The sequence below is a fragment of the Streptomyces sp. NBC_01537 genome (assembly GCF_045040445.1).
Lineage (GTDB): Bacteria > Actinomycetota > Actinomycetes > Streptomycetales > Streptomycetaceae > Actinacidiphila.
On the sequence record NZ_CP109392.1, the window covers coordinates 2,850,951 to 2,876,345 of the forward strand.

Sequence of the window (25,395 nt, forward strand, 5' to 3'; positions counted from 1 at the left end):
GCCCGTCGCCCCCCATCAAGTCCTGAGTCGTTCCGCGCGCGTTCGTGGCCTCCTGAGCCGCGTGAGGCGCATACCCCCATCGGGACGATACACCAGTTCCGTCACTCAGGGACATAGTCCACACACACAGCGTGACCACAGGAAGCATGTCGTCACCATCCGCATTCGCATGGTGACACAAGGGAGTTCAGGTCGTCGTGACCACGTTGTCCAGCGGCTCGCCCGCCGCGAAGCGCCGCAGCTGCGAGCGCAGCAGCCGCTTGGCGCGGGGGAGGAACGCGGAGGTCGGTCCGCCGACGTGCGGGCTGATCAGCACACCGGGCGCGTGCCACAGCGGGTGCCCGGCGGGCAGCGGCTCCGGGTCGGTGACATCGAGGGCCGCCAGGATCCGGCCGGTCTCCAGCTCCGCGAGGAGTGCCTTGGTGTCGACGACCTGCCCGCGCGCGACGTTCACCAGCAGCGCGCCGTCCTTCAGACGGGACAGGAAGTCCGCCCCGGCCAGGCCCCGGGTGGCGTCGGTGAGCGGCGTGGAGAGGATCACGACATCGGCGGCCGGAAGCAGCTCCGGCAGCTCGGACAGGCCGTGCACCGGGCCGCGCGGGGTGTCCCGGGCGGTGCGGGCGACACGTACGACATCGCACTCGAAGGCCGTGAGGCGGTCCTCGATCGCGGCGCCGATCGAGCCGTAACCGACGATCAGGACGGTCTTGTCGGCGAGCGCCGGATAGAAGTCCTGGCGCCACTGTCCGGCGTCCTGCGCGCGTACGAAGTCCGGGATGCCGCGCAGCGAGGCCAGCACCAGCGTGAGGGCGAGCTCGGCGGTGCTCGCCTCGTGCACCCCGCGGGCGTTGCACAGCCGCACGCCGGGCGGGAGTTGCGACAGGTAGGGGGTCACGTGGTCGACACCCGCGCTGAGGGTCTGCACGACCCGCAGCCGGGCCATCCGCGGCAGCGGGCGAGCGGTGATCCCCGGCGCCTGCATGTAAGGGACGACGTAGAACTCGACGGCGGCGGGATCGGCCGGGAAGTCCTCCCCGCCGTTCCAGAAGCGGTAGTCGAGGCCGTCGGGAAGTCCGCCGATCTCCTCGGCCGGGATCGGCAGCCAGACCTGGGGAGCGCTGGACTTGGCATGGGCGCGGTCATTCATGGTGAGAACGCTATGGCACAGTTGGCGGCCGAGGGAGGTCAGCCAACGTGGAGCGCAGGACAATCGGCGCGGCAGCTCTTGAAGTGGGCGCCGTCGGGCTGGGATGCATGCCGATGAGCTGGGCGTACAGCGCTTCGCGGCAGGACGGCGAGACATCGCTGCGGGCGGTGCACGCCGCTCTGGACGCCGGTACGTCGCTGCTGGACACCGCCGACATGTACGGGCCGTTCACCAATGAGCTGCTGGTGGGGCGGGTGCTCAAGGAGCGGCGCGGGGATGTCTTCGTGTCCACCAAGTGCGGTCTGCTGGTGGGCGAGCAGCACATCGTCGCCAACGGGCGGCCGGGCTATGTGAAGCGGGCCTGCGACGCCTCGCTGCGGCGGCTGCAGACCGATGTCATCGACCTCTACCAGCTGCACCGCGCCGACCCCGAGGTCCCTGTCGAGGAGACCTGGGGGGCGATGGCCGAGCTGGTGACGGCCGGCAAGGTGCGCTCGCTGGGGCTGTGCGCGGTGGGCGCCCGGGCGGGGCGGCGGGCCGGGGCACAGATGCACGACGAAACGCTTCGCCAGTTGCGGCGGGTCCAGCAGGTCTTCCCCGTCAGCTGCGTCCAGGCGGAGCTGTCCGTGTGGTCCCCCGAGGCGCTCGACGCGCTGCTGCCCTGGTGCGCGGCGCGCGGCGTCGGCTTCATGGCCGCCATGCCACTGGGCAACGGCTTCCTCACGGGCACGCTGACGCCGGGGCAGGGCTTCGAGCCGGACGACGTACGGGCCCGCCACCCGCGCTTCACGGCCGACATGATGGCCGCGAACCAGCCGATCGTGGCCGGGTTGCGCAGGGTCGCCGAGCAGCACGGCGCGACGCCTGCGCAGGTGGCGTTGGCCTGGGTGCTGGGGCAGGGTGCGCAGGTTGTGCCGGTGCCGGGGGCGAAGCGGTCCGTCTGGACCGAGGAGAACGCGGGGGCGGCGGGCCTGGCCCTGACCGCCGAGGACTTCGCGGAGATCGCCTCGCTGCCGGCGGCGCGGGGTTCCTGGGACTGACCGGGGCGCTGAACCAGGAACTGGGAACTGGGAACCGGGAACCTGTGAGCGGTGTAGTAACGGATGTGATGTGCTTGATCCGTACCGATCCGCCTGGGAGGGACCGCTGTGCGATGCCGTAACGCGATCGTGCCGGTCGCTGTCGCCGCCGTGCTGCTGGCGGCGGCGGGGTGTTCCTCGGGCGACGGGCCGACGCCCTTCGGGACGCACACGCCCACGTCATCGGCCCCGGCGAGTTCCGTGCCGAGCGCGTCGCAGTCCTCCGTACCGGCCGAGTCCGCCGCCCCGGCGACGGGCAGTGCCAGGGTGACGGGGACGGTGGCGACGGGGCTGGACACCCCGTGGGGGGTGGCGTTGCTCCCCGAAGGGGATCTGCTGGTCGCGTCGCGGGACACCGGGAGGATCACCCGGGTCGCGGCGAAGACGGGCGGCAAGACGGTTGTCGGTACGGTGCCCGGGGTCTCGTCGGGCGGCGAGGGCGGGCTGCTAGGGCTGACGCTGTCGCCGGACTTCGCGACCGATCACCTGGTGTACGCGTACTTCACCACCGAGTCCGACAATCGCATCGTCCGCATGCTGTACGACGAGGACAGGCCCGCCGGCGAGCAACTGGGCGCCCCCGACACGCTCCTGCGGGGCATCCCGCACGGGGCGATCCACAACGGCGGACGGATCGCCTTCGGCCCGGACGGGATGCTGTACGCGGGCACCGGGGAGAGCGGCGACCGGGGTATCGCCCAGGACAATAAGTCCCTCGGCGGCAAGATCCTGCGGATGACCGCCGACGGCGAACCGGCGCCGGGCAATCCCTTTGCCGGATCCGTCGTCTATTCCTATGGCCACCGCAATGTCCAGGGCCTCGCCTGGGACTCCCAAGGGCGGCTCTGGGCCTCCGAGTTCGGCCAGGACACCTGGGACGAGCTCAATCTCGTCGAGCCCGGCAGGAACTACGGTTGGCCCGTCGTCGAGGGCATCGGCCACCGCTCGGGCTATGTCGATCCCGTCGCCGTCTGGCACACCGACGACGCCTCCCCCAGCGGCATCGCCTACGCCAAGGGCTCCATATGGATGGCCTCCCTCAAGGGCGCCCGCCTGTGGCGGATCCCGCTCGCGGGCAGGAAGGCCGCCGCCCCCGCGCAGGCCTTTCTCGTCAACCGGTACGGCCGGCTGCGTACGGTCGTCGCCGACGAGGACGGCAGCCTGCTGCTCACCACGAGCAACACGGACGGCCGGGGCACCCCGCGCAGCGGCGACGACAGGATCCTGCGGCTGTCAGTGGGGTGACGTACGCTTGTTCGCGGAAGCACGCTACTGGGGGGTAAGCGATGTTCAACCTCTTCGAGGAACTGTTCGCGCCGAGCCGCAAGCACACCGACGACGAGCGCAATCGCCTTGAGCTCTTCCGCGAGGACGACGGCGACAACGACCCCGGGCGCGGCCCGATAGACCTCGATTCCGGCATGGTCGTCATACGAACCGCCAAGCCGTAGCCGCGCCAGGACCTAGGATCCGTCCGGCGGATCTCCGTGGGGGAAGGAGCGGCCCGCCGCGCCAGCGGCTGATGTCACTGCGGCGCCTGTGATCGCAAGGCGCCGGGGCGCCCACAGGGTGGTTTCCTGTGGGCCCGCCGCGCCAGCGGCTGATGTCGCAGTCGGCAACGCCGCGAGCGCTGGTGCCAGGGCACGCGACGCCACGGCCGCGCCGCGCCAGCGGCTAAAGGAGAACAGCCACCGGACAGACCCTAGCCCGTCGGGGCTGCGGGGAAGAGCCTCAGCCGGTGGGCGAGGGCGGCTGCCTCGCCCCGGCCGGTGACGCCGAGTTTGGCGAGGATGTTGGAGACATGGACGCTGGCGGTCTTGGGTGAGATGAAGAGCTCTTCGGCTATGCGGCGGTTGGTGTAACCGGCGGCGACCCTGCGCAGCACTTCCCGTTCGCGACTGGTGAGCCCGAAGGGCTCGCCGGGCTCGGCGGGGGCGGGCTCCGCGGTGCGGCCGGCGGCGTCCCCCAGGGTGATACGGCCGCGTTCGGCCAGCTGGGCCGCCTCGGCGCGGAGCGGCAGGGCGCCGAGGTGGTCGGCGGTGGCGAGGGCCGCGCTGAGAAGGGGGGCCGCCGCATCGCGGTCGCCGTCGGCGAGGTGGGCCTCGGCGAGGCGGACGCGGATCCGGGCGAGCTGGTAGGGGCGGTCGAGGGCGGCGAAGGCGGCTTCGGCGGCGGTCCAGCGGGCGGTGTCGGAGCTAGGGCCTGTCGTATGGATCTCCGTGGGAGAAGGAGCGGGGTCTGGCGCCTGCGATCGCAAGGCGGAGGAGGGAGGCAACGCGGAGCGTTGTCGACCGACGACAACGCCGCGAGCGCTGGTGCCAGACCCCGCGACGCCGCGGAGATCCACACGACAGGCCCTAGGGGCGGCGCGGGCGAGTTCGGCGTCCACGAGGAGCCGGTAGGCGGCCCAGACCGGGGCGATGGCCGGCAGTCTGCTCGCGGCCTTGCGGATGGCGTCGATGACCGCCGGGCGGCCGGGGTCGGCGGCGGGCAGGCCGACCGCGTCGGCCTCGATGACGGCGGCGGTGTGCAGCAGCGGCCAGGCGTAGCGGTGCATGCCCGGGGCGAAGCCCTCGCCGAGGCTCTGCTCGATCTCGGCCCGGGCATCGAGGAACCGGCCGCGCCCGGCAGCGAGGGCGGCTGCCAGGTGGCGCAGCGGGATCGCGTTCTGCGGCTGGTGGTCGTCGCAGCCGAACGCGTTGCGGGCGGCGGCCAGTTCGGCTGTCGCGGTGTCGTAGTCGCCGCGCAGCACGGCGAGCTGGCCGGCGGTGGTCGCCGCCCAGCCGAGGTAGAGGGCGTGCTTGGTGTCGGCCCGGCCACGGACGGCGAGCTGGCCTGCCTCGTTCCACTGGCCCAGGGCGAGCAGCGACTCGGCCTGGTTGGCGAGAGCGAACGCCGCGGGGTCGCGCAGCCCGCCCAGAACCGCCGCCTCCGCACCGGCCCGGGCCACTTCCACCGCCTCCGCGGACCGGCCCACGCTTTCCAGGGCGGCGGCGAGGTTCGCGGACACGGTGACGAAGAGCTTGCCGTGATCGGCGAAGGTCCGCGCCCGCTCCCGGGTGGCGGTCAGCTCGGCGAGGCCCTCCTCCACCGATCCGGAGTCGGCCATCAGGATGCCCCAGGTCATCCGGGCGTACAGCTCGATTTCCTCGGCGCCGACCAGCTGGGCGACCTGGATGGCCTGTTCGGCGGTGCTGATGCTGTCCGGCCCCGGGTTGTAGTTCATGCCCCAGCCGGCCGCGATCTCCAGTACCTCGGCGTGCACGGCGGACGGCGGCAGTCCGCGCACCAGCTCCTGGGCCTTCGCGATTTCCTCCCAGCCGTCGCCGCGCGCCAGCGCCCGCTTGAGCTGGGAGCTGCGTATCCAGAACCACGCGGCGCGCAGCGGGTCCTGCCCGTCCTCCAGGAGCCGCAGTCCGCGCTTGGCGGTCTCGTACGCGGCCGCCTGGTCCCCGCTGTAGGTCGCGGCGGCCGTGGCCTCGCACATCAGGTCGAGGTACTGCAGGGGCGTGGTCTCGGTGTCGCAGCCGCACCACGTCGGGTACACCTCGCAGTACTCGGCCAGGAACAGCCCTGCGCGGATCTCCTCCGGGACGTTGTCCCACAGCTCCAGCGCCCGCTCCAGCATGTGCCGTTGCTCGGCGTACGCATGCCGGCGCCGCGCCGCCACTGAAGCCCGCAGGACGGCGGGCAGGGCCTTGGCGGCGTCGTGGGCGTGGTACCAGTAGCTGGCCAGCCGGGCGGGGGACTCGTCGCTGCGTATCAGGGAGGGGGCGGCCTCCAGGGCTTCGGCGTAGCGGCGGTTGATGCGGCTGCGCTCGCCGGGCAGGAGGTCGTCGCCGACCGCCTCGCGGACCAGGGAGTGGCGGAAGCGGTAGCCGTCCCCGTCTTCCGTCGGGAGCAGGATGTTGGCGCCGACTGCGGCGCGCAGTGCCTCGATGAGCTCGTCCTCACCGAGCCCGGCGACCGCCGCGAGCAGCGGATACTCCACCGTCGAGCCGCCCTCGGCGACGATCCGGGCGACCCGCTGGGCGGCCTCCGGCAAGGTCTCGACCCGTACCAGCAGCAGATCGCGCAGGCTGTCGCTCAGGCCGGTGCGGCAGCCCTGGGTGATGCTGCAGGCCAGCTCCTCGACGAAGAAGGGATTCCCGTCGGAGCGGGCGAAGACCGTGTCGACGAACGCCTGGACCGGCTCGGCAGCGAGGATCCCGGCGACCTGATCGCGCACCTCGCCCCGGTTGAAGCGGGACAGCTCCATGCGCTCGACCGTACGCATCCGGTCCAGCTCGGCGAGGAAGGGCCGCAGCGGGTGGCGGCGGTGGATGTCGTCGGAGCGGTAGGTCGCCAGGACGATCACGCGGCCCCGGGTCAGGGAGCGGAAGAGGTAGGTGAGCAGCTCGCGCGTGGAGCGGTCGGCCCAGTGCAGGTCCTCAAGGGCGATGACGAGCGTGCGGTCCTCCGCCAGCCGTTCGAGAAGGCGGGTGGTGAGCTCGAAGAGCCGGGCCCGGCCGTGCTCGTCATGGGAATCCCGGTCGGCCGCGGCGGCCAGCTCCGGCAGCAGCCGGGCCAGCTCGCCCTCCTGGCCCGCCGCGGCGGCCCGCAGCTCGTCGCCGAACCGGCGGTGAAGGGTGCGCAGCGCCGTGGACACCGGGGCGAAGGGCAGTCCGTCCGCGCCGATCTCGACGCATCCGCCGACCGCCGTGACGGCCCCGGACTCGCGGGCCGCGCCGAGGAACTGCTCCAGCAGCCGGCTCTTGCCGACCCCTGCCTCACCACCCATCAGCAACGCCTGCGGCTCGCCCGCATGAGCGCGGGCGAGCGCGGAGGTGAGGCGGGTCAGCTCACGGTCGCGGCCGACGAAGACGGGGCTGACGGACTGGGTCTGCACTCTCCCGAGCATGTCACGCGGGTCTGACACTCCGGTACCGGATTCCTCCGGAACGGCCACCGCGATGACGGTCATGCGGCGTTGTGGGGGCGCATCGCCTGCAGAGCCTGCCGTACGCTCCGCTGCTTCCGCTTGTTCACCCGCCTCTCGGACCGCTGGAGCTCCCGGTCGGCCTTGGCGGCCACGTCCGCAATCCGCCACTCGTCCGCCTGGCGGCGGAGGTCGGCGGACCGCATCTGCGACATCTCGTACTCGAACATGTCCTGCTCCCTTGGGGACTCGTCTCGTTGTTCCGTTGAGACAAGACTCGTCCCCAAGGGGGGTGCGCCACATCGGGCAACTGCCCGAACTACAAGGCCGTAAGGGCCTTAGGCAGTGCCTCAGGTGCCTTAGGTCAGCCCGTGCTGGACGTGGTCGTGGTAGCCGCGACCGTCGGGATGTCGGTGAAGACGTCGAACCAGATCACGCCGGCGATGAACAGGCCGATGACGCCGAGGGCCAGGCCGCCCCAGGCGAGGGCTCGCACCCAGGTCGCGGAGCCCTTCGCGGCGAGCAGGACCGCGACGGCGACCAGGATGGCCGCGATGGCGAAGAAGCCGTTGAACAGGGCGGTGGTGTGCCACGGCGTGCCGTAGAGCTGGGCGATCTGCTGGTTCGTGGTGGTGGCGGTGCCGGCGGCCTGCGCGATGATGTTCTGGCGCTCCGACATAAGGTCGGCTATCCAGGTGCCGGTCAGCGAGGACAGGCCGAAGGCCGCGCCCACGACGGCGGCCGCGGCGGCCAGGACGCCGCCGGACGGCTTGGCTGCGGGCTCCCAGTCGTTCTCCAGGACTTCGTCCAGCTCGATCTCGTCCTGGTTCTCGTCCTCGTTCCCGATCTCGTTCTCGATCTCGTTCTCGATCTCGTTCTCGTCCTCGGCCTCGACCGCCTTGGTGTCGGTTTCGGTTTCGGTGGCGCTCTCGGGCGCCTCAGCGGTCTTGGTGGTCTCCATAGCGGGCCACCGTAGGGGCCGATTCTGAGAACTTCATGAGAGAAACCGCAGAATCCGGAACCGCCTCCGCCGGGCCCTCGATGCTGATGCGCGGCAGCCACCGCTCCAGCCAGGCCGGGAGCCACCAGTTCCAGCCGCCCATCAGGTGCATCAGGGCCGGGACCAGCAGCGTACGCAGCACGAAGGCGTCCAGGGCGACGGCGGCGGCGAGCCCGATGCCGAACATGGCGATGGTGCGGTCGCCGCTGAGTACGAAGGCCAGGAAAACCGAGATCATGATCACCGCCGCCGAGTTGATCACGCGGCTGGTCTCGGCGAGGCCGACCCGGACCGCGCGGCGGTTGTCATGGGTCTCCTGCCACTCCTCGTACATGCGGCTGACCAGGAAGACCTGGTAGTCCATGGAGAGCCCGAAGAGCACCGAGACCATGATCACCGGCAGGAAGGGCTCGATCGGGCCCGCGCTGCCGAGCCCGAGCAGTTCGCTGCCCCAGCCCCACTGGAAGATCGCGACGACGATGCCGAAGGAGGAGGCGACGGCCGCGATGTTCATCACGGCGGCCTTGAGCGGGATGCCGATGCTGCGGAAGGCCAGGAGCAGCAGCAGGCAGCCCAGGGCCACGACCGAGCCGATGAACAGCGGCAGCTTGCCGATGATGACGGCGGCGAAGTCGCCGTAGCTCGCCGTCACCCCGCCGACGTGGACCTGGAGCGAGGTGCCCTCGGCGGCCTCTGGGATGACGTCGTCGCGCAGGTGGCTCACAAGGTCGTCGGTGGCCTGCGACTGCGGCGAGGTGGTCGGGACGACCGTGATCACCTGGACGTCGCTGCCGTGCTCGGCGGACTGGACGCTGACCGCCTCGACGCCTCCGGTGTGCTTGAGGGTGGTGGTGAGCTGCTCCAGGGCGACCTTGTCGGCGGCGTTGCCGGTCTCGGCAACCAACTGCAGCGGGCCGTTGAAGCCGGGCCCGAAACCGTCGGAGAGCAGGTCGTACGCCTTGCGGGTGGTGGTCGTGGACGCGTGGTTGCCCTGGTCGGAGGAGCCGAGGTGCAGGGACAGCGTGGGCAGCGCCAGCACCAGCATCACGGCCGCCGCCACCGCGCCCAGCAGCCGGGGATGCCGCTCGACGAAGGCCGACCAGCGGGCGGCGAGCCCGGTGGGCAGGGTGGGCTGGGGGCCGTGCTCGGTGAGCCGGCGGCGCTCGCGGCGGCTCAGGGCCTTCATGCCGATCATGCCGAGCAGCGCCGGGAGCAGGGTGACGGACGCGGCGACCGTCAGCAGCACGGTCAGCGACGCGGCGATCGCGACGCCGTTGAGGAAGCTCAGCCGCAGGATCAACATCCCCAGCAGCGCCACGCACACCGTGCCGCCCGCGAAGACCACGGCCCGCCCGGTCGTACTGACCGCCTTCTCGGCCGCCTCGCGCACCGGCAGTCCCTGCTTCAGCCCACGCCGGTGCCGGGTGACGATGAACAGCGCGTAGTCGATGCCCACACCGAGGCCGATCAGCATGCCCAGCATCGGCGCGAAGTCGGCCACCGTCATCAGGTGGCCGAGCAGCACGGTGGCCATGTACGCGGTCCCGACGCTGACCAGCGCCGTGATGATCGGCAGGAACATGGCGAACATCGACCCGAAGGCCAGCAGCAGCACCACGGCCGCCACCGCGACCCCGACCAGCTCGCTGAGGTGGGTGCTCGTGCCCTCGGTGAGCGCGATCGCGCTGCCGCCGAGCTCGACCTCGACGTTGTCGCTCGCCGCCTGCTTCGCCGCGTCCACGACCGCCTTGGCCTGGCTCTCGGTGAGGTTCTCGGCGGCCGCGTCGAAGGTCACGGTCGCGTAGGCGGTGTGGCCGTCCTGGCTGATCTGCGCACTGCCGTCGCCGGAGCCGGAGTCGTACGGACCGGTGACGGAGGCCACGCCGTCCAGGCGGGCGACCTTGTCCAGGGCCTCGGTGAGGCTCGCCTTGACGCTCGCGGTGCGGACCGTGCCCTGGTCGGTGTGCCAGACGATGGTGTCGCTGTCGCCGGACCGGCCGGGGAAGGCCTCGGCGAGGAGGGCGGTGGCCTTGGCCGACTCGGTGCCGGAGACCTCGTAGTCGTTGGAGTACGCGGAGCCGGTGACGGCGGCCGCGACGGTCAGGCCGACGAGGGCGGCGAGCCAGAGGCCGAGGACGGCGAACCGTCGGTTGAGGCACCACCGTGCAAGTGCGGCCATTGCGGTGCTCTCCCCTGGATTTGTGGATCTTTCAGGGGAATAGCCCTCAAAGAACGCCTTACGAACGCCCACCACTCTTTCAGGCGAAAAAGATCCTTAGGGCCGTTCGTGGGCATGGTCACAGAATGCTAACGGGATTCTCAGAATGCATACATATGCCACAGGGCGGCCCTCCGTAAACCGGAGGACCGCCCCTTGGCTCGCGTACGTACAGGTCAGCTGCTGATCAGCCCTGGACGCCCAGCTTCTCCAGCACCAGCTCGCGCACGCGCTTCGCGTCGGCCTGGCCGCGGGTGAGCTTCATGACCGCACCGATCAGCGCGCCCGCCGCCGCCAGGTTGCCGCCGCGGATCTTGTCGGCGATGGCCGCGTTGGCCGCGATGGCCTCGTCCACGGCCGCGCCCAGCGCGCCCTCGTCCGAGACGACCTTCAGGCCGCGCTTCTCGACGACGGTGTCCGGGTCGCCCTCGCCCGCGAGCACGCCCTCGATGACCTGGCGGGCCAGCTTGTCGTTCAGGTCACCGGCCGCGACCAGCGCCGAGACCCGGGCGACCTGCGCCGTGGTGATCGGCAGCTCGGCCAGCTCGACACCGTCCTCGTTGGAGCGGCGGGCCAGCTCGCCCATCCACCACTTGCGGGCCGAGGCGGAATCCGCGCCCGCCTCGGTCGTGGCGACGATCAGGTCGATCGCACCGGCGTTGAGGACGGACTGCATCTCGTGGTCGGAGATGCCCCAGTCCTCCTGGAGCCGCTTGCGGCGCAGCCGCGGCAGCTCCGGCAGCCCGGCGCGCAGCTCCTCGACCCAGTCACGGGCGGGCGCGATCGGCACGAGGTCGGGCTCGGGGAAGTACCGGTAGTCCTCGGCCTCCTCCTTGATGCGGCCGGCGGTGGTGGAGCCGTCCTCCTCGTGGAAGTGCCGGGTCTCCTGGACGATCGTGCCGCCGGCGTTGAGGACCGCGGCGTGCCGCTGGATCTCGTAGCGGGCGGCGCGCTCCACGCTGCGCAGCGAGTTGACGTTCTTGGTCTCGCTGCGCGTGCCGAACTTCTCCCGGCCGTGCGGCCGCAGCGACAGGTTGACGTCGCAGCGCATCTGGCCCATCTCCATGCGGGCCTCGGAGACGCCGAGGGCCTTGATGAGCTCGCGCAGCTCGGCGACGTACGCCTTCGCGACCTCCGGAGCACGCGCTCCGGCGCCCTCGATCGGCTTGGTGACGATCTCGATGAGGGGGATGCCGGCCCGGTTGTAGTCCAGGAGGGAGTGCGAGGCGCCGTGGATACGGCCCGTCGCGCCGCCCACGTGGGTGGACTTGCCGGTGTCCTCCTCCATGTGGGCGCGCTCGATCTGCACCCGGAAGATCTCGCCGTCCTCGAGAGCGACGTCCAGGTAGCCGTTGAAGGCGATCGGCTCGTCGTACTGCGAGGTCTGGAAGTTCTTCGGCATGTCCGGGTAGAAGTAGTTCTTCCGGGCGAAGCGGCACCACTCGGCAATCTCACAGTTGAGCGCGAGACCGATCTTGATGGCCGACTCCACGCCGATCGCGTTGACCACCGGCAGCGCGCCCGGCAGGCCCAGGCAGACCGGGCAGACCTGGCTGTTGGGCTCGGCGCCGAGCGTGGTGGAACAGCCGCAGAACATCTTGGTGTCGGTGCCGAGCTCGACGTGGACCTCAAGGCCCATCACCGGGTCGTACGCCGCCAGGGCGTCCTCGTAGGACACCAGGTCGTCAGTCGTCACAGTCATCCCTATCAACCGCCCAGCACATCGTCGTCGCCGAGCCGGCGCAGCTCGCGCACCAGCAGAGCGACGCCGGTCACGATCGCCGCGGCGCTGATCGCCGCGTCCAGCAGCAGCAGCTTGTCGCTCTCGGCCCTGCCCCGCTTCACCTGCTTGGCGACGCCGACGGCGCCGAACAGGGACGTGGCGATGGAGAGATACGTGCCGGGCTTGGACTTCTTGAAGCCCTTGGCCTTGTCGAGCTTGCTCACAGCGTCGGAGCCTCCTCAAGCAGCGGGTGCCCCCAGCGTGCGGTGAAGCCCGCCTCCACGGCGGCACCGACACGGTAGAGCCGGTCGTCGGCCATCGCCGGGGCGATGATCTGCAGGCCCACCGGCAGCCCGTCCTCCGGCGCGAGGCCGCAGGGCACGGACATGGCCGAGTTGCCCGCCAGGTTGGCCGGGATGGTGCACAGGTCGGTCAGGTACATCGCCAGCGGGTCGTCCACCCGGTCCCCGATCGGGAAGGCGGTGGTCGGGGTGGTCGGCGAGATGATCACGTCGACCTTGCCGAAGGCCGTCTCGAAGTCCCGGGTGATGAGGGTCCGGACCTTCTGCGCGCTGCCGTAGTACGCGTCGTAGTAGCCCGAGCTGAGCGCGTACGTGCCGAGCATGATCCGGCGCTTCACCTCGGGGCCGAAACCGGCCTCGCGGGTCAGTGCCGTGACGTCCTCGGCGGAGCGGGTGCCGTCGTCGCCTGCCCGGAGGCCGTAGCGCAGGCCGTCGAAGCGGGCGAGGTTGGAGCTGGCCTCGGAGGGGGCGATGAGGTAGTACGCGGCGAGCGCGTAGGTGAAGGACGGGCAGGAGAGCTCGACGATCTCCGCGCCCTGCTCGCGCAGCAGCTCGATCGCGTCGTTGAACCGCTCCATGACGCCGGCCTGGTAGCCCTCGCCGCCGAACTCCTTGACGACGCCGACGCGCAGGCCCTTGACGTTGCCGTTGCGGGCGGCCTCGACGACCGCCGGTACGGGCGCGTCGATGGAGGTCGAGTCCAGCGGGTCGTAGCCCGCGATCACCTCGTGGAGCAGGGCCGCGTCCAGGACCGTACGGGCACAGGGGCCGCCCTGGTCGAGGCTGCTGCTGAATGCCACCATGCCGTAGCGCGAGACCGCGCCGTACGTCGGCTTCACACCGACGGTGCCGGTGACGGCCGCCGGCTGGCGGATCGAGCCGCCGGTGTCCGTGCCGATCGCCAGCGGGGCCTGGAAGGAGGCCAGGGCGGCGGCACTGCCACCGCCGGAGCCGCCGGGGATACGGGTGAGGTCCCAGGGGTTGCCCGTCGGGCCGTAGGCGCTGTTCTCGGTGGAGGACCCCATGGCGAACTCGTCCATGTTGGTCTTGCCGAGGATCACGATGCCGGCCTCGCGCAGGCGGGTCGTCAGCGTCGCGTCGTACGGCGGGATCCAGCCTTCGAGGATCTTGCTGCCGACGGTCGTCGGGACACCCTTCGTGGTGAAGATGTCCTTGAGCGCGAGCGGCACGCCCGCGAGCGGGCCGAGCTCCTCGCCCGCAGCGCGCTTGTCGTCCACGGCTTTGGCGGCCTTGAGGGCGCCCTCGGTGTCGACGTGCAGGAAGGCGTGCACCTTCTCGTCGACCGCGCCGATGCGATCCAGGTGGGCCTGGGCCACTTCCACGGCGGAGGCCTCGCCCTTGGCGATGGTCGCGGCGGTCTCGGCTGCGTTGAGCCTGGTCAGGTCTGTCATGGCTCTAGTCCTCCCCCAGGATCTGCGGCACCTTGAAGCGCTGCTGCTCCTGCGCGGGCGCGCCGGACAGCGCCTGCGCCGGGGTCAGGCCGGGCCTGACCACGTCAGGGCGCATGACATTGGTCAGCGGCAGCGGGTGTGAGGTCGGCGGTACGTCCTCGCCGGCCACCTCGGAGACGCGGGCTACCGCGCCGATGATCTCGTCCAGCTGCGAGGCGAAGTGGTCGAGCTCTTCGTCCTTCAGCTCAAGACGCGACAGCCGGCCGAGGTGGGCGACCTCCTCGCGCGTGATGCCAGGCATGCAGCGATCCTCTGGGGGTTGGTATTGGTGTTTTCGGGCCAATCCTATGGGGGCAGGCCCCTGCGGGGCTAAACGGTTTGGGTACCGACCCTTCGTCGGCGGCTGCGGCCTGCACGCCGCCGACGGCGCTCCGCCCCCACAGGTGCCACCGTCACCCGAAAACAAATGCCGCACGGGTGGTGCGGGTGGGAACACCCCGGCCGAAGGCCGCAACGGACGGAAAGCCACCCACGGCGGGCACCCGCACCCGTCAGTGGGCATCCCGGACGGCCCGCACGGCAGGCGCAGGGGTCGGGGCGGGCGCGGGCGCCGCCTCGAGCTCGGCGTGCCGGTGCCATCCCGTACGTCCGCGCAGCTTGAGCCAGGCCGTGGTCTCGTCGGGCGGCATGGCCGCGGCGACGAGCCAGCCCTGGATGGCGTCGCAGCCCAGGTCGCGGAGCCGTTCCCAGGTCTCGTCGTCCTCGACGCCTTCCGCGACGACCAGGAGCCCGAGCGAATGGGCGAGGTCGACCGTGCAGCGCACGATCTCGGCGTCCTCGTTGTCGACGACGAGCCGGGCCACGAACGACCGGTCGATCTTGAGCTCGCTCACGGGCAGTCGCCGCAGGTGGACGAGCGACGAATACCCCGTCCCGAAGTCGTCCAGGGACATCTTCACGCCGTGCCCGGTCAGCCCGGCCAGCGTGTCGGCCGCCCGCTGCGGGTCCTCGAGAAGCACGTGTTCCGTTATTTCCAGCTGCAGCGACCCCGGCGGGACCCCGTGCCGGGCCAGCCGCGCGGCGACCGCGCCGGCGAATCCGGGCGAGTGGACATCGCGGGGCGAGACATTCACGGCGACCGGGACCATCAGTCCCATCGCACGCCACTTCGCGATCTGCCCGAGCGCCATCTCCAGCACGTACTCCGTGAGCTGCGGCATGAGCCCGGACGTCTCGGCGATGGCGATGAAGTCCTCGGGGCTCACCCTCCCCCGCTGGGGGTGGACCCAGCGGACCAGGGCCTCAAGGCCGGCGACCTGGCCGTCGAAGCGGACCTTGGGCTGGTAGTGGAGCTCGACGTCGCCCGCGTCGAGGGCGCGGCGGAGGTCGCCGAGCAGCCCGAGGCGGTCGGGGGTGTTGCCGTCGCGCTTGGCCTCGTAGACCTCGACACCGCTGCGGTCACGTTTCGCCTGGTACATGGCGACATCGGCGCGCCGGAGCAGACCTTCGGCATCGCTCGCGTGGTCGGGATAGACCGCGACCCCGGCGCTCGCCTCGAGGACCAGGGTCAGGCCGTCAAGACTCAGCGGTGAGCTCAGTGCGGCGACCAGGGACCGCGCGATCCGCTGGGCCCGGGTCGGGGAGTCGCAGGTGGGCAGCAGTACGGCGAACTCGTCGCCGCCGAGCCGCGCGGCCTCCGCGCCACGGGGCAGGGCGAGCCGGAGGCGGTCGGCGATCTGCAGGAGCAGACGGTCACCGGCCATGTGACCGAGCGTGTCGTTCACGGAGCGGAACTTGTCCAGGTCGATCAGGACGAGAGCTGTTCGCTCGCCGCCGCGCTCGGCGTCGTCGATGGCGGTCCAGGCGCGCTCCAGCAGCCACTGGCGGTTGGGAAGGCCTGTCAGCGGATCCCTCAGTTGCTCCTCGGCCCTCGCGTGGGCGATCCAGAGCGTGGAGTCCAGGGCGATGAGGGGGACCGCGAAGAGCGGGAGGATCACCGGGAGGTCGGTGGCGACGACGATGATGAGCGGCGAGATGCCGAGCAGGGCGACGCCGACGAGCCCCTGCCTGATCAGGGCGGTGCGGGCGACGGTCGGGAGGCCGCCATCGCGCGGGACGATGGCATACCACAGAAGGGTGCGGGTCGCAGCGAGGTAGGCGAGGGCGGAGACCACCACAGCCGGTACTGCGGCCATCCCCCAAGTGGAGGGGTACCAGGGCTGTCCAGCGGAGGGATGGTTGCCGAAGGCGGCCAGGCCGAGGGAGGCGGCGCCGATGCCCAGGATGTCGACCGCGCCGTGGAGCATGGCCTGCCGCCAGCGGTGCCGGCGGGCGCAGCCGACCAGCACGACGACGGCCAGGCTGACCAGGACGGCGGGCACCCAGCCGTAGAGCAGCAGCATGGCCAGGGTGAGGGAGGCGCCGGAGCCGGTGCCGCCCCACCAGCGGTCGCGGCCCATGGCGACGAGGTGGCCGACGATGATGCCGGTGAGCAGGGCGAAGGCCCAGCCGACGGTGCCGCCGGGGAACAGCGCGTCGCCGTCGATCCGGGTCCGTACGATGCCGACGCCGAGCGCCGCCGCGGCCGCGCCGACCACCGCATACCTCAGTGCTGCCGAGGGCAGCGCCGGCGCAGCTGGCTGGCTCAGCTGCCGCGCCGGTCCGGCGCTGTCCGTCGGTTCCATGCCCGTCCCTCTCGCAGCCCGCTGTGTGCCGGTGTGCCTTCCGGCTTCTCAACAGTAGGCCGCCAAAGGCTGTCACGGGCACCGATCGGCTGCTGTTGCCCGAATGCGACCCACCCGCCCGGATCCTTCTGCTATCGCCCGAACGGGTGATGACAGGCCGTCACTCGGCAGCGCTCGGCTCCTCCTGCGGTTCCTCCTGCGGCTCCTCCTGTGTCTTCTCCTCCGGCTCGGCCGGATTCACCGCCACCTCCCGGGCCGCGTCGGCACCCTGTTCGAGCAGTACGGCGAAGCCGTCCTCGTCCAGGACCGGCACCTTGAGCTGGATGGCCTTGTCGTACTTGGATCCGGGGTTGTCGCCGACCACCACGAAGCCGGTCTTCTTCGACACCGAGCCGGTGACCTTCGCCCCGCGGCTGCCCAGTGCCTCCTTCGCCCCGTCGCGGGTGTACGTCGAGAGGGTGCCGGTGACGACGACGGTGAGCCCTTCGAGCGGGCGCGGCCCCTCCTCCGAGCCCTCCTCGGTGAACTTCACCCCGGCGCGTCGCCACTTCTCGATGATCTCCAGGTGCCAGTCCTCGGCGAACCACTGCTTCAGCGAGGCCGCGATGGTGGGGCCGACGCCCTCGACCGCCGCCAGCTCCTCCTCGGCCGCGTCCTTGATCCGGTCCAGGTCGCGGAACTCGCGGGCCAGCGCCTCCGCCGCGACCGGTCCGACGTGACGGATCGACAGCCCGGTGATGATCCGGGCCAGCGGCCGCTCCTTGGCGGCGGCGATGTTGTCCAGCATGGCGAGGGTGTTCTTCTTGGGCTCGCCCTGCTGGTTGGCGAAGACCGTGGCGATCTTCGGCTCGCCAGTCTTCGGGTCGTTCTTGGGCAGCCCGGTGTCCTGGTCGAGTACATACGCCCTGATGGGGAGCAGGTCCTCGACCTTGAGGTCGAACAGGTCGCCCTCGTCGCGCAGCACCGGCTCGGCCGGCTCCAGGGGCCTGGTGAGCGCGGCGGCCGCGACATAGCCGAAGTTCTCGATGTCCAGGCACTTGCGGCCGGCGAGATAGAAGACACGTTCACGCAACTGGGCGGGGCAGGAGCGGGCGTTGGGGCATCGCAGGTCGATGTCCCCTTCCTTCATGGGCCGCAGGCCGGTGCCGCACTCCGGGCACTCGGCGGGCATCACGAACTCCTGCTCGGTGCCGTCCCGCAGATCGACGACCGGGCCGAGGATCTCCGGGATGACATCGCCCGCCTTGCGCAGCACCACCGTGTCGCCGATGAGCACGCCCTTGGCCTTGACCACGTCCTGGTTGTGCAGGGTCGCGAACTCGACCTCCGAGCCCGCCACCTTCACCGGCTCCACCACCGCGTACGGCGTGACCCGGCCGGTGCGCCCGACGCCGACCCGGATCCCCACCAGTTTGGTGTTGACCTCCTCCGGGGCGTACTTCCAGGCGATCGCCCAGCGCGGGGCGCGCGCCGTGGAGCCCAGCCGCCCCTGGAGCGGGATCTCGTCGACCTTGACGACGATGCCGTCGATCTCGTGCTCGACGTCGTGACGGTGCTCGCCGTAGTAGGCGATGACCTCCTTGACCTCGGCGATCGTGTCGACGACCCGGGCATAGCTGGTGGTCGGCAGGCCCCATTCGCGCAGCAGTTCGTAGGCCTGCGACTGGCGCTCGATCTCGAAGCCCCGCCGGGCGCCGATGCCGTGCACCACCATGTGCAGCGGCCGGGAGGCGGTGACCCGCGGGTCCTTCTGGCGCAGCGAGCCCGCCGCCGCGTTGCGCGGGTTGGCGAAGGGCTTGTCACCGGCCTCGACCAGGCGGGCGTTGAGCTCCTCGAACTTCTCCATCGGGAAGTAGACCTCACCGCGGATCTCGACGAGCTCCGGGATCCGCTCCCCCGCCAGCCGGTCCGGGATCTCGGCGATCGTACGGACGTTGGGCGTGATGTCCTCACCCGTGCGGCCGTCGCCCCGGGTCGCTGCTCTGGTCAGCCGCCCGTGCTCGTACGTGAGGTTCACGGCCAGGCCGTCGACCTTGAGCTCGCAGAGGAAGTGGTAGGAAATGCCGTCGAGTTCGGCGACCAGGCGCTCCGCCCAGGCGTCCAGCTCCTCCTCGTCGAAGGCGTTGTCCAGGGAGAGCATGCGCTCGCGGTGCTGGACGGACGCGAACCCGGTCTCGTACGCGCCCGCGACCTTCTGGGTGGGCGAGTCCGGCGTGCGCAGCTCCGGATAACGCTCCTCCAGGGCCTCCAGCTCGCGCAGCAGCCGGTCGAAGTCCGCGTCGCTGACGACGGGCGCGTCATTGACGTAGTAGCGGAAGCGGTGCTCCTCGACCTCTTCGGCCAGCTGGGCATGCTGCTCGCGTACCTCGGCAGGAATCTCCACTTCCCCGTCCTTCCTCACTCCGGTCACTCTGGGTTGTCGACGAGCGAACGCGCCGCCTTCGCGCAATGCACGAGCGCGGCACGGGCGTAGGCCGGCGAGGCCCCCGCCAGACCGCAGGACGGGGTGACGGCAAGGGAACTCCCCAAATCCCCCGGTGCCAGTCCCAGCCTGCGCCACAGCGCCCGAACACCACTTACGCTACCGGCAGGGTCTGACAACGGGCCGTCGGTGCCCGGCACGACACCGGCGAAGAGCGCGGTGCCGCCCTCGGCCGCCTCTCCGAAGTCATCCCAGTCACGCTCCGTCAGCAAGTCGAAGTCGAACGAGATCCCCGCGACCCCGGCCCGGCGCAGCAGCCCGAACGGCACCTCCGGCGCGCAGGAATGGACGATCACGGGCGCCCGGACGGCCCCGATCACGTCCCGCAGCGTGCCCTCCACCGCCTGGCGGTCCACCGCGCGGAGCGTCCGGTAGCCGCTCGCGCTCCTCACCCGTCCCAGCAGCACCGCCGTCAGCGAGGGCTCGTCCAACTGCAGCACCAGCCGCGCGCCCGGGATCCGGCGGCGTGCCTCCGCGACATGCAGCCGCAGCCCCTCGGCCAGCGACTCGGCCAGGTCCCGGCACGCCCCGGTGTCCGAGAGCGCGGCCTCGCCGTTCCTCAGCTCGACCCCGGCGGCCAGCGTCCACGGGCCGACGGCCTGCAGCTTCAGCGCGCCTTCGTAGCCCTGGGTGAACTCCTCCAGCGCGTCCAGGTCCTCGCCCAGCCAGGCCCGTGCCCGCCGGGTGTCCCGGCCCGGCCGGTCCCCGAACCGCCAGCCGCTGGGCTCGACGCGGGCGTACAGCTCGACCAGCATCCCGAGCGTGCGCCCCAGCATGTCCGCGCCGGGTCCCCTGGCGGGGAGCTCGGGCAGGAACGGCAGTGCCTCCAACGCGCCCGTCGCCGTACGCGCTGCTTCCCTGGCGTCCTCGCCCGGCATGGACCCGATCCCGGTGGCCGCCCCTTCGGGCAGCGCAAACTCATCCGTACTCACGCCCGAAGCGTATGCCGCGGGCGGCTCCCACCGGACCGGCCCCGCCCGGACAGGGCCTAACGCCCCGGCCGGACCGTCAGGTCGTTGATCTCCGCGTCGCGCGGCAGATCGATCGCCGTCAGGATCGTCGTCGCCACCGACTCCGGGGCGATCCAGCGCGAGGCGTCGTACTCCTTGCCCTCCTGACTGTGCACCTTCGCCTGCATGGGCGTGGCGGTGCGGCCCGGGTAGACGGTCGTGACCCGCACCCCGTTGCCGTGCTCCTCCAGGCGCAGGGCGTCGGCGAGCGCCTTGAGGCCGTGCTTGCTGGCGGCGTACGCGCTCCACTCGGCGTGCGCGTTCAGACCGGCCCCGGAGTTGACGAAGACGACATGGCCGCGCGCCAGGCGCAGCTGGGGCAGAAGCAGACGGGTCAGCTCGGCGGGCGAGACGAGGTTCGCCGCGAGCGTCTGGTTCCAGGTCTTCGGCGTCGTGTCCCCGACCGGGCCCAGCTCCACGATCCCGGCGATGTGCTGGAGGGAGTCCAGCCGCTCCGGCAGCTCCTGGTGCGACAGCGCCCACGACAGCCGCTCCGGCTCCGCGAGGTCTCCCACGAGGGTGCGCGCACCCTCGTAGCGCCCGGCCAGTTCCTTGGCCCGGCCCGCGTCTCGCGCGAGCAGCCACAGTTCGTCGCCCCGGTCGAGGAGGCGCCGCGCGACGGCGGCGCCGATGCCGGAACCGGCCCCGGTGATCAGATGAGTCGCCATGGGAGCCATGATCCCATCACCGCGCGCCCTCTATATACGCGAGCGCCGAGGCCCCGTCCTCCGCGAAGAGGACGAGGTCGGTCAGCGGCAGCGGCAAGAAGCCCTCCGCCTCCATCCGGGCGAACTGCTGCTTCAGGCCGTCGTAGAAGCCCGCGGTGTTGAGCAGCACCACCGGCTTGGCGTGCATCCCGTGCTTCTTCAGCTCCAGGATCTCCGTCGCCTCGTCCAGCGTCCCCGTGCCGCCCACCATGACCACGATCGCGTCGGACCGGGCCAGCAACTGCGCCTTGCGCTCGGCGAGGTCGGCCGCGATCACCATCTCGTCGGCGTCCCTACGCGCCTTGGCCGCCAGGAACTCCACCGAGATCCCGACCAGCCGGCCCCCGTTCTCCTGTACGCCGTCCGCCATCACCTTCATCAGGCCGACGTCGGAGCCGCCCCAGACCAGGGTGTGGCCGCCCTTGCCGATCAGCTCGGCGAACTCGCGGGCGGGTTCTGTGTAGCGGGCGTCGAGGTCGGCGGCGGAGAGGAAGACGCAGATATTCATGGCCGCGAGCCTATGACGAGGAGGACACGTCCAGGGCGGTGCCGTAGAGGCGGTCGGCCTTGAGGCGGATGACGACGCGGCGCTCGGCGACCTGCTGGGCGAGGAAGTCCGTGGCGTCGTCCGGGCGGGCGGCCGGCGGGAGCATGGCGAGGAGTTCGCGGCCGACGGGGTCGCCGGGGGTGGTGGTGGGTTCGGAGACCTCGGCCTCGCCCTCGGCCACGGCGAAGGACCAGTGGTCGGCGGTGGAGACGTGGAGGGCGGCCCGGGAGTCGTTGCGGAGCTGGCGGACCTTGATGCGGTCGGCGGTGGTGGAAAGGCGTACGACCCGCTCGGCCGGGTCCCAGGCGTAGAGCATGGTGGTCAGATGGGGGTGGCCGCTGCGCTTGTTGGTGGCCAGGGTCCCGAACTGGTGGGCGCCGAGGAGTTGTGAGAGCTCGTCGTCGGACAGGCTGCGGGGGCCAGGGGCGTTGTCGGTCATGGGACGGACAACGGCCCCTGGCCGCAGGGGTATTCCAGCCGGACAGGGCCTACCCGGACAGGGCCTACGCGACCGACTCGGCGGATTCGCCGCGCAGGGCGACCAGGGCGAGCAGGCAGGACACCAGGGCGGCGATGCCGCAGACGACGAAGCCGATCGAGTAACCGTGGCCGAGGGCTTCGAGGGCGAACGGGGAGGCCGCGCCGGGCGGGGAGGAGGCGGGGACGGAGTTGACGGCCAGCGGTCCGCCCTCGGCGGCGACCTGGGCGGCGGCGGCCTTGGACTGGGCGGCGAGGTCGGAGGAGGCGAGCTTGGCGGTGAATTCGGAGGCCGCACGGCTCAGGGCGATCGCCCCGATGACCGCCGGGCCGAGGGTGAAGCCGAAGTCGCGGAGCAGGCTGGTGGAGGCGCTGGCCATGCCGGCGTAGTGGACGGGGACGGTGTTCACGGCGGTGACGGTGATCGAGGAGACGGTGAGCGCGAAGCCGACGCCGACCAGGGCGAGCGGCAGGATGAGCGAGGTGAGGGCGCGGTCGCCGACGGGGAGGGTGGCGGCGATGAAGTCGCCGATGCCCATCAGGGCGAGGCCGCCGCCGAGGACCCAGCGGGCGCTGACCTTCTCCAGGAGGCGGGAGATGAGCGGCATCAGCAGCAGGGTCCAGCTGTTGAGGAGGATGAAGGCGACCGAGGACCGCAGCGGGCTCTGGTGCTGGATGGGGCCGAGCCGGATGCTGGTGGCGTAGGCGGTGCCGAGGTAGCTGAACATGCCGACGACGGCGACGATCGAGGCGACGGCGAAGGCACGGTTCTTGAACAGGTCCAGCCGCAGCAGCGGTGAGGCGGCGCGGTTCTCGGCGGCGACGAACAGGCCGATGAAGACGGCCGCGACGACGTAGGCGATGACCACGGGGGTGGCGGTCCAGCCGTCCGTCGGGCCCTGGATGACGGCGTAGAGGAGGGCGAACAGGCCGATGCCGACCGTGATCTGGCCGGCCAGGTCGAGGGAACGGCCTTCCGGGGCGCTGGAGTTGTGGGCGTACAGCTGGCTGATGACGGTGCTGAGCAGGGCCAGGCCGGCGACCACGTAGAAGGCCACGCGCCAGGATCCGTAGTTGCCGGTGACGCCGCCGAGGACGGGGGCTATGAAGCCGCCGCTGGACAGGGCGGCGGCCCAGATGGTGATCGTACGGGCCCGGTCGCGGGCGGTGTGGGTGCCGGCCGCGATGACGGCGAGGGAGGTCGGGAAGAGGGCGGCGGCGCCGAGGCCGGCGATGACCTGGCCGATCCACAGCTGGTGGACGCCGCCGGCGAGGGCGGCGACGAGCTCGCCGAGGACGAGGAGGGCGGAGCCGCCGACGAGCAGGCGCTTGCGGCCGAAGAGGTCGCCCAGGACGCCGAAGGTCAGCTCAAGGACGGTGACGGGGAGCAGGAAGGCGTCCGAGATCCAGGTGAGCTGCGAACCGATGGGGTGCAGGTCCTCCTGGAAGAGGCCGTTGAGGGTGGCCGGCATCGCGAGGGCGATCTGGGCCAGGCAGACGGCGAAGCAGCCGGCGATGAGGGTGCCGAGCGGCAAGCCGCTGCCCGGCGTGTCGGCGGCAGATGCCTTGTCCGTGCTGATGCTGCTGGTTTCTGTGGACACGAAAATTCCCCTTTGTACGGCTTTGTACGGGGTTGCCGAGCGCAGCGGCGCCCTGGGACGCGCTGAATGTAGGGCTAATTTTCGACGGCCGTCAAGAGACTGCCCAATGTTGAGGTCGTCAGGGGACCGCAATCGCGTCCAGCAGAAGGCCCGCCTCCTCGCGGGCCGGGGCCTCGTAGCGCCGGGCCAGCGTCCGGAAGAGCTCCTCGGCGCCGGCCGCCGGCCAGTCCTCGGGCAGGTGCTCGGCGGGCAGGTGGGGGTCGGTACGGACCAGCTCCAGCCAGTCCGTGTGCAGCAGGAGCTGCCGGGCCAGGTCGCCGTCGGTCTCGGGGGCGGGCCGGGGGCCGGACCAGCGTTCGAGGAAGGCGCGGTAGCCCTTGGCGATGGCCTCGATGTCGAAGGCGGACTCCAGGACGGCACGGGCGTCGGTGGGGCCGGTCGCGGCGGCGCCCCGGAAGACGTTCAGGTGGCCGTCCAGGCCGAGACCCTCGACCAGCGCGGGCACGTCCACCGCGCCCGGGGCCACCCACAGCCCGTTCTGCAACAGCCCGAAGCCGCCCCACACCAGACGGGACCTCAGGTCGTGCCGCTCGCGCCGCCAGGCCTCGGGGAGGGAGAAGCCGACCAGCGTCCAGGTGCCGTCCCAGGCCCGGTTGACCGCGCCGGTGTGCCAGACCCGGTCATGGCCGTCCTGGAGCACGGACGCGGCGCGCGGCGTGATCCCGAAGTACGTCTTGCGGCCCACCCGGTGACGCTCCAGCAGCCCCCGGCCGACCATCCGCGTCAGTGTCGACCGCACCGCATCCTCGCCGACCCCGGCACGGCCGAACAGCTCGATCAGGCCACCGGTGGCGAAGGCCTTGTCCTGGCCCAGGGCATGGATGCCGAAGCAGCTCAGCATCAGCGACTGCGGATTCACCTCGCGTCGGCGGCGGCTGAGGCTGGCGTACGTGAGGCGGGCATACGCCGCTCGGTCGTCGCGATCGTCGCCGAGCCGACGACCCGCGTGCCGTCGTAGAGCACGACCGCCTGGCCGGGCGCGACCCCGCGCACCGGCTCCCCGGTGAAGCGGACCCGCAGCTCGCCGTTCTCGCCCGGCTCGGCCGTGACCGGGACGTCCTCGCCGTGGGCGCGCAGCTGGGCGGTGTACGTGCCGGAGCCCACGGGCGGGGTGCCGCACCAGCGGGGGCGGATGGCGGTCAGGGCGGTGACGTCGAGGGCGTCGACCGGGCCGACGGTGACGGTGTTGTCGACCGGGGAGATGTCCAGGACGTAGCGCGGCTTGCCGTCGGCGGCGGGGGTGCCGATGCGCAGGCCCTTGCGCTGGCCGACGGTGAAGCCGTAGGCGCCGGTGTGGCTGCCGAGCCTGTTGCCGTCGGTGTCGAGGATGTCGCCCTCGGCGGTGCCGAGGTGCTTGGCGAGGAAGCCCTGGGTGTCGCCGTCAGCGATGAAGCAGATGTCGTGGCTGTCGGGCTTCTTCGCGACCGACAGGCCGCGGGCGGCGGCCTCCTCGCGGATCTCGCCCTTGGTGGTGAGGGTGTCGCCCAGCGGGAACAGGGCGTGCGCGAGCTGGCGCTCGTCCAGCACCCCGAGGACGTACGACTGGTCCTTGGCCGCGTCGGAGGCCCGGTGCAGCTCCCGGCTGCCGTCCTGCGCGGTGACGATGGTGGCGTAGTGGCCGGTGCAGACGGCGTCGAAGCCCAGCGCGAGCGCCTTGTCCAGGAGCGCGGCGAACTTGATCTTCTCGTTGCAGCGCAGGCACGGGTTCGGGGTCCGCCCGGCCTCGTACTCGGCCACGAAGTCGTCGACGACGTCCTCGCGGAAGCGGTCGGCCAGGTCCCAGACGTAGAAGGGGATGCCGATCACGTCGGCGGCCCGCCGTGCGTCGTGGCTGTCCTCGATCGTGCAGCAGCCGCGCGCGCCGGTCCGGAAGGACTTGGGGTTCGCGGACAGCGCGAGATGGACGCCGGTCACGTCATGGCCGGCCTCGGCGGCGCGGGCGGCGGCGACGGCGGAGTCCACGCCGCCGGACATGGCGGCGAGCACGCGAAGGCGGCGGGGGGCGCTTGAGGAGTCAGTCATAGCGTT

Annotated in this window: 21 protein-coding genes; 3 read left to right on the plus strand and 18 right to left on the minus strand. The window is 71.5% G+C overall.

Features of this window, described 5'->3' with window-relative positions:
• Nucleotides 1-187: 187 nt before the first annotated feature.
• On the minus strand, nt 188-1,147 hold the full coding sequence (locus tag OG607_RS13105; protein ID WP_405722753.1) for a 2-hydroxyacid dehydrogenase: 960 nt from the start codon (nt 1,145-1,147) through the stop codon (nt 188-190).
• Between the two features lie 47 nt (nt 1,148-1,194).
• Between OG607_RS13105 and OG607_RS13110 the strand changes: the two genes are divergently transcribed.
• From OG607_RS13110 to OG607_RS13120, 3 genes are all read left to right on the plus strand, one after another.
• Complete coding sequence (locus tag OG607_RS13110; protein ID WP_405722755.1) at nt 1,195-2,187, plus strand: aldo/keto reductase; 993 nt, start codon at nt 1,195-1,197, stop codon at nt 2,185-2,187.
• Nucleotides 2,188-2,295: 108 nt separating this feature from the next.
• On the plus strand, nt 2,296-3,471 hold the full coding sequence (locus tag OG607_RS13115) for a PQQ-dependent sugar dehydrogenase (protein WP_405722757.1): 1,176 nt from the start codon (nt 2,296-2,298) through the stop codon (nt 3,469-3,471).
• Nucleotides 3,472-3,512: 41 nt separating this feature from the next.
• Nucleotides 3,513-3,677 (plus strand): DUF6191 domain-containing protein, encoded by a 165-nt coding sequence (locus tag OG607_RS13120; RefSeq protein WP_405722760.1) that lies wholly within the window; start codon nt 3,513-3,515, stop codon nt 3,675-3,677.
• A 251-nt stretch (nt 3,678-3,928) separates the two neighbouring features.
• On the opposite strand, the gene OG607_RS13125 is transcribed toward OG607_RS13120, so the two are convergent.
• The 17 genes from OG607_RS13125 to mnmA all read right to left on the minus strand — a co-directional run bounded on the left by OG607_RS13125 (nt 3,929) and on the right by mnmA (nt 25,389).
• Entirely contained in the window at nt 3,929-7,126 is a 3,198-nt protein-coding gene (locus tag OG607_RS13125; protein ID WP_405722762.1) for an AAA family ATPase, read from the minus strand.
• Between the two features lie 59 nt (nt 7,127-7,185).
• Nucleotides 7,186-7,374: a hypothetical protein gene (locus OG607_RS13130; RefSeq protein ID WP_405722765.1), complete on the minus strand. Its 189-nt coding sequence runs from the start codon at nt 7,372-7,374 to the stop codon at nt 7,186-7,188.
• A 134-nt stretch (nt 7,375-7,508) separates the two neighbouring features.
• On the minus strand, nt 7,509-8,105 hold the full coding sequence (locus OG607_RS13135) for a hypothetical protein (RefSeq protein ID WP_405722766.1): 597 nt from the start codon (nt 8,103-8,105) through the stop codon (nt 7,509-7,511).
• A complete protein-coding gene (locus tag OG607_RS13140) occupies nt 8,083-10,323 on the minus strand; it encodes an MMPL family transporter (RefSeq protein ID WP_405722769.1) in 2,241 nt (746 codons plus the stop codon). The genes OG607_RS13135 and OG607_RS13140 overlap by 23 nt, the downstream gene beginning before the upstream one ends.
• A gap of 226 nt (nt 10,324-10,549) precedes the next feature.
• Nucleotides 10,550-12,064, minus strand: coding sequence for an Asp-tRNA(Asn)/Glu-tRNA(Gln) amidotransferase subunit GatB (gene gatB / locus OG607_RS13145; RefSeq protein WP_405722772.1), 1,515 nt, complete (start codon nt 12,062-12,064; stop codon nt 10,550-10,552).
• Between the two features lie 5 nt (nt 12,065-12,069).
• On the minus strand, nt 12,070-12,309 hold the full coding sequence (locus tag OG607_RS13150) for a hypothetical protein (RefSeq protein WP_405722773.1): 240 nt from the start codon (nt 12,307-12,309) through the stop codon (nt 12,070-12,072).
• Nucleotides 12,306-13,799, minus strand: coding sequence for an Asp-tRNA(Asn)/Glu-tRNA(Gln) amidotransferase subunit GatA (gene gatA / locus OG607_RS13155; protein ID WP_405722775.1), 1,494 nt, complete (start codon nt 13,797-13,799; stop codon nt 12,306-12,308). Before gatA ends, OG607_RS13150 begins: the two co-directional genes overlap by 4 nt.
• A gap of 4 nt (nt 13,800-13,803) precedes the next feature.
• Entirely contained in the window at nt 13,804-14,100 is a 297-nt protein-coding gene (gene gatC / locus OG607_RS13160) for an Asp-tRNA(Asn)/Glu-tRNA(Gln) amidotransferase subunit GatC (RefSeq protein WP_405722777.1), read from the minus strand.
• Between the two features lie 250 nt (nt 14,101-14,350).
• Complete coding sequence (locus tag OG607_RS13165) at nt 14,351-16,483, minus strand: putative bifunctional diguanylate cyclase/phosphodiesterase (RefSeq protein WP_405722779.1); 2,133 nt, start codon at nt 16,481-16,483, stop codon at nt 14,351-14,353.
• 160 nt (nt 16,484-16,643) lie between these two features.
• Nucleotides 16,644-18,866, minus strand: a complete 2,223-nt coding sequence (gene ligA, locus OG607_RS13170) for an NAD-dependent DNA ligase LigA (protein ID WP_405722781.1) — start codon at nt 18,864-18,866, stop codon at nt 16,644-16,646.
• 23 nt (nt 18,867-18,889) lie between these two features.
• Nucleotides 18,890-19,843 carry a methionine synthase gene (locus OG607_RS13175; protein WP_405736730.1) on the minus strand — a complete coding sequence of 318 codons (954 nt, stop codon included), beginning with the start codon at nt 19,841-19,843 and terminating at the stop codon, nt 18,890-18,892.
• A 110-nt stretch (nt 19,844-19,953) separates the two neighbouring features.
• Nucleotides 19,954-20,652: an SDR family oxidoreductase gene (locus tag OG607_RS13180; RefSeq protein WP_405722783.1), complete on the minus strand. Its 699-nt coding sequence runs from the start codon at nt 20,650-20,652 to the stop codon at nt 19,954-19,956.
• A 7-nt stretch (nt 20,653-20,659) separates the two neighbouring features.
• Complete coding sequence (locus OG607_RS13185; protein ID WP_405722785.1) at nt 20,660-21,190, minus strand: TIGR00730 family Rossman fold protein; 531 nt, start codon at nt 21,188-21,190, stop codon at nt 20,660-20,662.
• Nucleotides 21,191-21,200: 10 nt separating this feature from the next.
• Nucleotides 21,201-21,668: a TIGR03618 family F420-dependent PPOX class oxidoreductase gene (locus tag OG607_RS13190; RefSeq protein ID WP_405722787.1), complete on the minus strand. Its 468-nt coding sequence runs from the start codon at nt 21,666-21,668 to the stop codon at nt 21,201-21,203.
• Between the two features lie 64 nt (nt 21,669-21,732).
• Nucleotides 21,733-23,307: an MFS transporter gene (locus OG607_RS13195; RefSeq protein WP_405722790.1), complete on the minus strand. Its 1,575-nt coding sequence runs from the start codon at nt 23,305-23,307 to the stop codon at nt 21,733-21,735.
• Nucleotides 23,308-23,425: 118 nt separating this feature from the next.
• Nucleotides 23,426-24,226, minus strand: coding sequence for a PaaX family transcriptional regulator C-terminal domain-containing protein (locus OG607_RS13200; RefSeq protein WP_405722792.1), 801 nt, complete (start codon nt 24,224-24,226; stop codon nt 23,426-23,428).
• Nucleotides 24,223-25,389 (minus strand): tRNA 2-thiouridine(34) synthase MnmA, encoded by a 1,167-nt coding sequence (gene mnmA / locus OG607_RS13205; protein WP_405722794.1) that lies wholly within the window; start codon nt 25,387-25,389, stop codon nt 24,223-24,225. Before mnmA ends, OG607_RS13200 begins: the two co-directional genes overlap by 4 nt.
• Nucleotides 25,390-25,395: the final 6 nt, after the last annotated feature.